Below are 7,418 nucleotides of genomic sequence, written 5' to 3'. Positions count from 1 at the left end.
GCCTGCCTTCGCAGGCTAAAAGTTTGATAGCCTGCGAAGGCAGGCTTCGTATTTCTAGCCCCACCCTTATAGGGTGAGGGCGTTTTTGCACATTTGGGATGCTCCCAGGATCTCAATATCACCGATAACTCTTGTCTATTTCTTTATACCTATTGATATAAATTGTTATTTAACATTTTTTCTCTATCTCAATAAAGCATAACCCTCATATCAGAGGAATTTTTAGCAGTTATTTGAGTGCTTTATCGTATATCCTAGTCGAATAAGTAGGTTTCAAATTTCTATAATAATTAATTTACTTTCTGTATAAAAAATTATTACTCATATCATCAAGCTACTAAGAAAATCATTAATACTTGCAAATTAATCGCAAAAAATGGTATGATAAAGCTAGAATTTTAGAAAAACAACTAAAAATTGATTAATTGACTCTACTTGCAGTCTACGATGCTGATAAAACCAAGGATACATCAGTAGATTAAGGCTAGCTATGGTCATCTTTTAGCAAGAAGTCCAAGCAGCTTGGTTTTGTATTTGGTTAAGTTGCAGTTTATAGTATGCGGCTAAAATTTGCTGGGCTGTATAACGGTATAAATTTGTGGCGATCGCATAACTTGCAGCCAAATTTAAGTATTAACTAATTATATAGATTTCTTATTTATAAATATTTATTTTGTTAATTAACTAAGTATAAAATACAGCCAAAAATAGTTCAGAATTTAACTAACAGATATAAGATATTTTGGACACAAACCATGAAAACAACATTTTGTAATTTTGCCGATAATGTAAAGCAAGTCCAGGAAAAAGGTATTATTATTTAAGTAAAAATACTGATACATGATATATAAATTACAGCAAAATACTTTTTTATAACTATGTGCCAGAGATTACGCGGAAATTCACAATTATGACTAGCAACAACTTCATAGTTGACGCATAATAAATAATCTGAAGTGACAATATTGCCTTCAGTCGGGTGTATACTACTTACTTTCCTACGGCGAATAAATTTGTAAACGTGCTATTTAACTGTCTGTTATATGAGTAACGACATAGATCTGATCAAACGGCTAGGCCCCAGTGCGATGGATCAGATCATGCTTTATCTGGCTTTTAGTGCCATGCGGACTAGTGGGCACAGGCATGGGGCATTTTTAGATGCAGCGGCCACAGCAGCCAAATGCGCAATCTATATGACCTACCTGGAGCAAGGGCAAAACCTGCGGATGACAGGGCATTTGCACCACTTGGAACCGAAACGGGTCAAAATCATTGTGGAAGAGGTCAGACAAGCCCTGACTGAAGGAAAATTGTTGAAAATGCTAGGTTCTCAAGAACCGCGCTATTTGATTCAATTGCCTTATGTCTGGATGGAGAAATATCCTTGGCGTCCTGGGAAATCACGCATTCCCGGTACAAGTCTGACAACCGAGGAAAAAAGGCAAATTGAGCAGAAACTACCTAGTAATCTGCCTGATGCCCAGTTAATTACCTCTTTTGAATTTTTAGAGTTAATCGAATTTTTGCACAAGCGATCGCAAGAAGACATGCCCGTTGAGCATCAAATGCCTTTGAGCGAAGCTTTAGCGGAGCATATCAAGCGCCGCCTGCTTTACTCTGGCACGGTAACTCGGATAGATTCTCCTTGGGGTATGCCTTTCTATGCGCTGACTCGTCCTTTCTACGCTCCCGCAGACGACCAAGAGCGCACCTATATCATGGTTGAAGATACCGCAAGGTATTTCCGGCTAATGAAAGATTGGGCAGAACGGCGACCAAATTCTATGCGTGCTTTAGAAGAACTGGACATTCCACCAGAACGCTTTGAGCAAGCAATGGAAGAATTGGATGAAGTGCTGCGGGCTTGGGCTGATAGGTATCACCAAGAAGGGGGCATTCCGATGATTTTACAGTTAGCTTTTGGTAAAAAAGAAGACTGATAAATCAACTTAAGGAGCGAGAGCCATTTACGGACTTTGTCTGCTCGCGCGCCCTGCTCCCCCCTAGCTTATAGATGGGAGCTTTAATTACTACCTAGCGGGTTCCACCCGTTCCTAAATTTGGAAGGGATTCTGTAGCACTAGGAGCTTGCGGAATAACTACAGATGTCGAAGTACTAATTGTATCGCTACCACTGATACAGGTGTTTAATGCTTGATCGAGTGCTAATTTCAGTTCACTCCGCAAGCCAACCACACACTGACCAAAGCGAATAGGTAACAAACTCCGACCGCAGTAGTTCACAATATTGAGGTTAGGTTGTTCCTGAGTGGGAATGCGACTAATGGCAACTACACAGCTTGCTAATTCCTCAGGGCGTCGTACCTGTCTACAGGTATTGAGAGCATCTACAGCATTTATTTTTGTCTGTCTGCTAATGGAAACTACGCAGGAAGACAAATCTCTGGGACGTAGCGCGCCAGCACAAGCTTGTGAAGCCGCGTCCGCATTGATATTAAAGCGCAATAGCTGACCGGCACAGGCACGGAAATCATTATTGCTGTAGGAAGCATTGATAGCCATAGTGGGAACCATCGTTGCTAACCATCCGGCGATCGCTAAAACTGGCGCTGTGACCTTAACTGTTTTAGCCGACAATATTTTATAGTCAGAACCGCCTTTTTTGCTCATCGATTTTTACTCCTTAAGATTCCCATTCTCCAAACACCAAGGTTATGCTAACTCAATCAGCGCGATCGCACCTGTAGTTCTGGGTAATTTTCGCAGCATTTTTGAGCATAACGCAGTAACATAAAATTCTACAAGGGGCTTGGGGCATTTGTGATTTCTCCGCCTCATTGCGTCTTTTTGCCAATCAGCTTTTTTCGCCTAAACAGCGCTAGATTTAGGGATTGAACCTCTGGCAAGAGGATTTCTCTTGTTTCAATGTGCTAATATATTTTGATCGAAGATAAGTAGGCAACATAAAAAGTATTTCTTGTGGGAAATACTACGTGAATCAATCTAGTGATTGAGTAGTCTACGAAACTAGCAAACAAAAAACAATGGGTCTGAGTACCCAGGGGCACTGGGGAGTTTAAGCTTGAAAACTAGTGCTTTAGGAAAGTATCGCTTTGCTTGCTAAAGTGGAAGCGATCGCTGTCGGTTGTACCGAACTCAAGCAACTGGTGCAAAAAATACTTTGATTCTGGTGGAATTGATTCTGTTAGAGAAAGTATTTTCATCAAACCAAGAATTCCCCGACTTAACGAAACAAATCAGCGATCGCTTTATTTGTTTCGTTGGGGAAGTGTCAAAATAAAATGTCTGGGTAAAGTTGAAACAGGATTAGATTAAGGAAACACATGTCCCGATATAGAGGGCCTCGCCTCAGAATTGTACGCCGCTTAGGTGACTTACCAGGATTAACTCGTAAAAGTGCTAGACGCGCTTATCCCCCTGGTCAGCATGGTCAGAATCGCAAAAAACGTTCTGAATATGCTATCCGTCTAGAAGAAAAACAAAAGCTGCGCTTAAACTACGGTTTGACCGAAAAGCAATTGTTACGCTATGTGCGCAAAGCAAGACGTGTTACTGGTTCTACCGGACAAGCACTGTTACAACTGCTAGAAATGCGCCTAGATAATACCGTTTTTCGCTTGGGTTTAGCTCCCACTATTCCCGCAGCGCGTCAATTGGTAAATCACGGTCATATCACTATCAATGGACGTGTAGTGAATATTGCTAGCTATCAATGTCGTCCTGGAGAAGAAATTTCTGTCAGGAATAAAGAAGCATCGCGGAAATTGGTAGAAACCAACCTCCAATATCCGGGACTAGCTAACCTTCCCAGTCATCTGGAGTTTGATAAAGCCAAACTGGTTGGTAAAGTCAACGGTGTTATTGAAAGAGAATGGGTGGCGCTACAAGTTAACGAACTGCTGGTTGTGGAATACTACTCACGCCAAGCGTAATAGTCATTTGTCTTTGGTCATTTGTCCTGAGTTTGTAAAGGACAAATGACTATTGACTAACCGCCAATTTGTGACATAGTTCGCGTATAACTGCCCTCAGTCCCGGATTCTCGCTGTTTAAAGTTAATTTCTGGCTTAATGGCCAATAATTCTCTGACTTGCTCTTGTAATTGTGCGGTGCTAATACCAGCCCGGAGAGCAGTTTTTAAATCAATTTGACCATTTTCATTTAATAAACAAGGACGCAGCCAACCATCTGCACTCAAGCGCATCCGATTACAGCGATCGCAAAAACACTCAGACATCTGACTGATGAATCCCAATGTTCCCTTCGCTCCAGGAATTTGAAACACATCAGCAGGCCCAGCACCACAAACTTGCGATTCTGTCAAGCCCCAGCGATCGCGGATTTGTTGCCGTAATTCAGCAGAAGAAACCCATCCGCGATCGCCAAATAATTGCCAGTTACCAATCGGCATAAACTCAATAAATCTGATGTGCCAGTTGCGCTCAAGAGTCAGCGCAGCTAAATTCAGGACTTCATGGTCATTTACCCCAGGAATCACCACTACATTCAGCTTTAAGGGGTCAAAACCAACACTATAAGCCGCTTGAATCCCCTGCCAAACTTGCTCCCACTTTCCCCGTCCACGATTCCCAATAATTTGGTCAAAAATTTCTGGTTCTAGGGAATCGAGGCTAATATTAATCCGCCGCAAACCAGCATCGTAGAGATTTTGGGCGATGGGGGCGAGGAGAAAGCCGTTAGTTGTCATCGATAAATCTTGAGTTTGGGGAAAAGAAGCGATCGCTCTCACTAATTCCACCACATGAGGACGTAGCAAGGGTTCCCCCCCAGTCAAACGAAATCGGGTAAAACCCACAGGGATAAATACCTCTTGAATCAGAGTCAGGAGTTCCACATCAGTTAAAAGTTGCTGCTGGAGAATATAGTCTATTTCTGCACCTTCCGGCATACAGTACTGACACCGGAAATTGCAGCGATCGATTAAGCTAATTCTGAGGTAATCTACCTGGTTCATGTTTGAGCGTGTTTATTTCTATTCTATTTCCGTCTATTTGCGTAAGTGAGATGCAACCTATCCCAGCCTCTCATTTTTTTTAGTTTCTATTGTCAACATAGAATCTATACAAATTTCTCGCAGACGCCTATGCAATTTTTGCAAAAAACTGAATACAGAATTTTCCTTCTTTTCTGTTCCTTATTCCCTCACAACGCAAATAAATCAGCCGATCGCGAGAAAATCTCATCACAAACATAAAACTCTCTCTTAAGAGTCAACAATCAACAGTCAACAGTCAACAGTCAACGCTATTTTCAAGACAGCCCCTCATCGGAAAAACCCACAACCAAACATGAAAATCTCTCTTTTCTAGCCCCTAGCCTCTAGCCCCTAGCCCCCATTTTCCAGCTAGATTGCCATATATCCAAAATGTTCATAAGCAACTAGAATGGGTTATCCTTTTAACGTTCTCAGTAATTTGTAGCTGATTTTGATAATTGATTGCTTTAAATGTATAGATTCAATATATTTCCCTTAATTGTCTATATTAGGTAAATTTGCCCTAATCACAAACTTTGAACAATCATTTTGAGGGATAAATAGATGGTATTAAAGGTACAACATAGAAAACATACCCAGCAATTTTCAGTTTCTCGCTGTTTTTCTGTAATGTTTCTCTTGGGTCAAGTATTGCTGCGTTTACTCCAAGGAAAAACTTATCACCGGAAAATTCTCGAACACATGGTGACTGCTGGCCCGGCTTCACTGTCTCCCGTGCTTTTAGTCGGTGGATTTGCTGGGATGATTTTTACTATTCAAACAGCTAGAGAATTAGTGAAATATGGCGCTTTGCACACTGTTGGCGGTGCATTTGCTTTAGCTTTTTGCAGAGAATTAGGGCCTATATTGTCTGCTAGTATTATTGCTGGTCAAGTTGGTTCAGCATTTGCAGCCGAGATAGGTGCAATGCGAGTCACAGACCAAATTGATGCACTACACATGCTCAGAACCGATCCCATTGATTATTTAGTGCTTCCGCGAGTCATTGCTTGCTGTTTGATGACTCCATTATTAACAATTTTTGGTTTAGTCACCGGCATCATGGGCGGAATTTTTGTCGCATCGCAGTTTTATCAAATTAGTCCCGACGCATTTTTAGAGTCGGTTAGAAGTTTTTTACAGCCATCAGATTTATGGATTGTGTTGCTTAAAGGGTTTATTTTTGGCGCTATAGTTGCTGTTAATGGCTGTAGTTGGGGTCTAACTACCAGAGGCGGAGCTAAGGAAGTAGGAGAATCAGCAACAACAGCAGTTGTCACTACTTGGGTAGCAATTTTTATGATGGATTTCTTTTTATCTTTAGTATTGTTTGAAAAACCTACACTTTAAATAGCATTGCTTTTATGTAAACCATAAAAATGTGTTTGTTTCACTTGTTCCGAGGGGAATTGAATACTGTTGACTTTTGACTTTTGACTTTTGATTTTTGACTTTTGATTTTTGACTTTTGACTTTTGACTTTTGACTTTTGACTTTTGACTTTTGACTTTTGACTTTTGACTTTTGACTTTTGACTTTTGACTTTTGACTTTTGACTTCCCCCTCCTGGGGTGATTATATTTTGCACTCAAGAAGTACTAGGTATGCGCTCAATCTCAGCATAGCCACTGAAAATTAATTTTTGTCCTTCAGTTTCTAAACGATTAAGTCGCATTTTCACCCCATCAAGGTCAAAGCGATCTAAATCAACCATGTTATCTAAAATTTCTACCAATGCGAGGCTTAAAGTGCGCGAAGTTTCCTTTTGAGCTTCGGGAACAGAGTCTAGCTCTAGTTTTGGATCTTTGAAAGAAACCCGTCGCCGCCGTTCTACAGCTAAACTGACAGTCATAATTAAGGGTACAAGTTCCCCATTATCTAAATCTGCCTTGGCTAAAATCCGGAGGCGATTTTCTGGCAATAGCTGTACTTGAATTTTTGGGAAAGAAACTGGTTTACCGCCAGATAACTCTGTTAAAGCTGGTAAAGACAGGTTTACTAACCGTTTTTTCACTAATTCAGCATTAAAAGCTTGATTAATCCCGGTTTCTGATAATACTACTTGGGCGATCGCTTGAGTAGGTTGTTTGAGAGTTAATTTGCCACTTAAAACCGAGCCGAAATCAATAGCGACTGCATCCGTTTCAAAAGACATCTCCTCTACAGCAAATTCTCTACGGATGACTAAGCCACGTCCGCTCATCTTGAAACTATCAATGCTGCCTTGCAACAGTTTGCTGGAGGGATAGCAGCGCACAAAGACTTCTACTGACTCGCTTTGGGTAAACAGGTGGCGAATCGTTTGGCTGGCGACTGTGTTGAGCATCCGCTCACCCCAATCTGTGCTTTTAGGATCTGTGAAACCAGTAAGTCCGCCGAACATGAGCTTTTGCGTCTCTAGAAGTTCTTTGTACTTTTGTAACAAATTGTGAACAAT

The 7,418-nt window shown here is 41.2% G+C and carries 8 protein-coding genes; 4 read left to right on the top strand and 4 right to left on the bottom strand.

Annotation, left to right across the window (positions count from 1 at the left end):
* Positions 1 to 501: 501 nt before the first annotated feature.
* Positions 502 to 624, bottom strand: coding sequence for a hypothetical protein (locus H6G08_RS38280; protein ID WP_277877835.1), 123 nt, complete (start codon positions 622 to 624; stop codon positions 502 to 504).
* A gap of 419 nt (positions 625 to 1,043) precedes the next feature.
* On the opposite strand from H6G08_RS38280, the gene hetR reads away from it, so the two are divergent.
* Positions 1,044 to 1,943 (top strand): heterocyst differentiation master regulator HetR, encoded by a 900-nt coding sequence (gene hetR, locus H6G08_RS23740; RefSeq protein WP_096642223.1) that lies wholly within the window; start codon positions 1,044 to 1,046, stop codon positions 1,941 to 1,943.
* 94 nt (positions 1,944 to 2,037) lie between these two features.
* On the opposite strand, the gene H6G08_RS23735 is transcribed toward hetR, so the two are convergent.
* Positions 2,038 to 2,634 carry a hypothetical protein gene (locus tag H6G08_RS23735; protein ID WP_190547376.1) on the bottom strand — a complete coding sequence of 199 codons (597 nt, stop codon included), beginning with the start codon at positions 2,632 to 2,634 and terminating at the stop codon, positions 2,038 to 2,040.
* A 447-nt stretch (positions 2,635 to 3,081) separates the two neighbouring features.
* On the opposite strand from H6G08_RS23735, the gene H6G08_RS23730 reads away from it, so the two are divergent.
* Together H6G08_RS23730 and rpsD are read left to right on the top strand one after the other, a co-directional pair.
* Positions 3,082 to 3,300: a hypothetical protein gene (locus H6G08_RS23730; RefSeq protein WP_190547374.1), complete on the top strand. Its 219-nt coding sequence runs from the start codon at positions 3,082 to 3,084 to the stop codon at positions 3,298 to 3,300.
* A gap of 8 nt (positions 3,301 to 3,308) precedes the next feature.
* Entirely contained in the window at positions 3,309 to 3,917 is a 609-nt protein-coding gene (gene rpsD / locus H6G08_RS23725; protein ID WP_190547372.1) for a 30S ribosomal protein S4, read from the top strand.
* Between the two features lie 56 nt (positions 3,918 to 3,973).
* Here the strand turns inward: rpsD and moaA are convergent, their stop codons facing one another.
* Complete coding sequence (gene moaA / locus H6G08_RS23720) at positions 3,974 to 4,960, bottom strand: GTP 3',8-cyclase MoaA (protein WP_190547370.1); 987 nt, start codon at positions 4,958 to 4,960, stop codon at positions 3,974 to 3,976.
* Between the two features lie 585 nt (positions 4,961 to 5,545).
* Here moaA and H6G08_RS23715 point away from each other — a divergent pair.
* Positions 5,546 to 6,331: an MlaE family ABC transporter permease gene (locus H6G08_RS23715; RefSeq protein WP_190547368.1), complete on the top strand. Its 786-nt coding sequence runs from the start codon at positions 5,546 to 5,548 to the stop codon at positions 6,329 to 6,331.
* A gap of 238 nt (positions 6,332 to 6,569) precedes the next feature.
* On the opposite strand, the gene H6G08_RS23710 is transcribed toward H6G08_RS23715, so the two are convergent.
* A complete protein-coding gene (locus H6G08_RS23710) occupies positions 6,570 to 7,364 on the bottom strand; it encodes an LmeA family phospholipid-binding protein (protein WP_190547366.1) in 795 nt (264 codons plus the stop codon).
* Between the last annotated feature and the right edge of the window lie 54 nt (positions 7,365 to 7,418).

Origin of the sequence: Calothrix anomala FACHB-343, assembly GCF_014696435.1 — a bacterium.
Classification (GTDB): domain Bacteria; phylum Cyanobacteriota; class Cyanobacteriia; order Cyanobacteriales; family Nostocaceae; genus Aulosira; species Aulosira anomala_A.
This window is presented reverse-complemented; position numbering and strand designations above follow the sequence as displayed.

What these genes read in the sequence shown, in the direction of transcription:
- hetR (WP_096642223.1), top strand. Translation starts at nt 1,044, where the DNA reads ATGAGTAACGACATAGATCTGATCAAACGGCTAGGCCCCAGTGCGATG.
- H6G08_RS23735 (WP_190547376.1), bottom strand. Translation starts at nt 2,634, where the DNA reads ATGAGCAAAAAAGGCGGTTCTGACTATAAAATATTGTCGGCTAAAACA.
- rpsD (WP_190547372.1), top strand. Translation starts at nt 3,309, where the DNA reads ATGTCCCGATATAGAGGGCCTCGCCTCAGAATTGTACGCCGCTTAGGT.
- moaA (WP_190547370.1), bottom strand. Translation starts at nt 4,960, where the DNA reads ATGAACCAGGTAGATTACCTCAGAATTAGCTTAATCGATCGCTGCAAT.
- H6G08_RS23715 (WP_190547368.1), top strand. Translation starts at nt 5,546, where the DNA reads ATGGTATTAAAGGTACAACATAGAAAACATACCCAGCAATTTTCAGTT.
- H6G08_RS23710 (WP_190547366.1), bottom strand. Translation starts at nt 7,364, where the DNA reads ATGTTCGGCGGACTTACTGGTTTCACAGATCCTAAAAGCACAGATTGG.